2 protein-coding genes are annotated in these 1882 nt (G+C 72.9%); both read right to left on the bottom strand.

Going from position 1 to position 1882, the window contains the following annotated elements; translation table 11 throughout:
- Positions 1–77 precede the first annotated feature (77 nt).
- The gene (locus AX750_RS16245; protein WP_066717557.1) at positions 78–791 is read right to left on the bottom strand and encodes a formylglycine-generating enzyme family protein; all 714 of its coding nucleotides are present in this window, start codon (positions 789–791) and stop codon (positions 78–80) included.
- 100 nt (positions 792–891) lie between these two features.
- On the bottom strand, positions 892–1680 hold the full coding sequence (locus tag AX750_RS16250) for an SDR family oxidoreductase (RefSeq protein ID WP_066717558.1): 789 nt from the start codon (positions 1678–1680) through the stop codon (positions 892–894).
- Between the last annotated feature and the right edge of the window lie 202 nt (positions 1681–1882).

A 1882-nucleotide genomic window follows, 5' to 3' on the forward strand; every position in this document is an offset into this window, starting at 1 on the left:
CGGCTTCGCCGTGCCACCTTCTCCCCCGAGGGGAGAAGGACCGCGCCCTTCGCCGTCAGCGCGCGGAACACTCCCCCTCAGCCGTAAACGCAGCGAAAGCCGATATAGACCGCCGTGAAATCCGCCGCCTTCCACTGCGGGGCTTCGCTGCGCGTCTGGGCCGGTCCGTACCACCAGGAGCCGCCGGCGGTGAGCGCCTCGCTGCCGCGCCGGTCGGCGAGCCATTCCCAGAGATTGGCGCCCATGTCGTAGAGGCCGTTGACGCCGCGCCGCGTCGCCCCCGTGGGAGCGTGCCGCTCCCAGACATCGCCGCTGGCGGGATCGGTGCCGGCGAGATTCATCCCCCCGGGCTTTTCGCCGACGGGGAAGGGATAGGTCCGGCCGCGCTCATAGCCGTCGCTCGAGGCGGCGCGGCGCTCGGTGAAGGCGGCCTCGCGCCATTCCGCGAGCGTCGGCAAGCGGCCACCCCTGGCGGCGCAATAATCACGCGCCTCGAACCAGGTCAGATGCGCCGCCGGGTCCGTCGGCTGCGCCGGGGTGCCCGAAGGGCTGCGATAGCTCCAGCCCGGCCGGCGCTGCCAGCCGCCGACATATTCATGCCCGCCGCCCTCGCGCTCGGCCGCCGTCTGCAGTCCCCGCGCGGCGGCATGGCGCGCGAAGGCCTCCACCGTGACCTCGGTGGCATCGATCGCGAAGCCGCCGATCACGACCGCGCCTTCGGGCGGGGCAGCCTGCGCCGTGCTTGCCAGCGCCAGCCCGATCAGCCCTGCCCATCGCCAGCGTCGTGCCATTCCGCATCCCCTCCCGTCGCGGAGCGGATGATGCAAGCGGACCTGCGCCCCGCAAGCCGCGCATCGCCGCACCCACGCGGATGTGATGGAGAGGTGGCGCTCAGCGGTTGCGGCGCTCGCCGCGCAGCGTCGCCAGCCCGATCCCGACCGCGTCGAACCCGCCATCGACCGCCAGCACCTGACCGGTGACGTAGCTCGCCTGGTCGCTGCACAGGAAGAAGATCGAGGCCGCCAGCTCCTCCTCCAGCCCGTAGCGGGCGAGCGGGATCGCATCGCGGTAGTCGGCGCGGATCTCGGCCGAGTGCACCGCCTTGGCCATGGCCGTGTCGACCGGGCCGGGCGCGACCGCATTGACCCGGATGCCAAGCGAGGCAAGCTCGGCCGCCTGCTGCTTGGTGAGATGGGCGAGCGCCGCCTTCGAGGTGCCGTAGGCGACGCGCAGCGTCGAGGCGCGCAAGCCCGAGATCGAGGTGATGTTGACGATGGCACCGCCGCCGGTCTCGGCCATCAGCGGGGCGGCGAGCTGCGTCGTCAGGAAGGGCCCGGTGAGGTTGACCGCCATGACTCGGTTCCACTCGGCGAGCGTCGTCTCCAGCAGCGGCTTGAACACGGCCGTGCCGGCATTGTTGACCAGCGCGTCGAGCCGGCCGAAGCGGGCGGTCAGCGCCGCGAAGGCCGCTTCCACCGCAACGGGATCCGACACGTCGCAGGGCAGCGCCAGGGTCTGCTCGGGCCGGCCGAGCGCGGCGACGGCTTGCGCCAGCAACTCGGTCTCGATGTCGAGCAGCGCGACCTTCCAGCCCTCATCGAGGAAGCGCTGCGCGGTGGCGAGCCCGATGCCGCGCGCGGCGCCGGTGACGAGGGCGATGGGAGCGGTGGTCTCGGGCATGGCGCGGTCCGGCGGCTGGCGTGAGGGGCGGGAAGCCTAAGCACGCCGCGCGCCGTCCCGCCAAGCGCGGACGCGCCGGGCGCCCTTGCGGAAATCCCGCAACGCAAGACGGCGCCGCGAGGCCGCGGCGCCGTCCGTTGCTCACGGTCCGGTCGGTGGACGCCGGATCAGAAGTCCATCCCACCCGCCGGCATGGCGGGAG

The sequence above is a fragment of the Methylobacterium sp. CCH7-A2 genome (genome assembly GCF_001557075.1).
Taxonomy (GTDB): Bacteria; Pseudomonadota; Alphaproteobacteria; order Rhizobiales; family Beijerinckiaceae; genus Allobosea; species Allobosea massiliensis.

Excerpts from the sequence above, each read along its gene's own strand:
- AX750_RS16245 (WP_066717557.1), bottom strand. The coding sequence starts at position 791 with ATGGCACGACGCTGGCGATGGGCAGGGCTGATCGGGCTGGCGCTGGCA.
- AX750_RS16250 (WP_066717558.1), bottom strand. The coding sequence starts at position 1,680 with ATGCCCGAGACCACCGCTCCCATCGCCCTCGTCACCGGCGCCGCGCGC.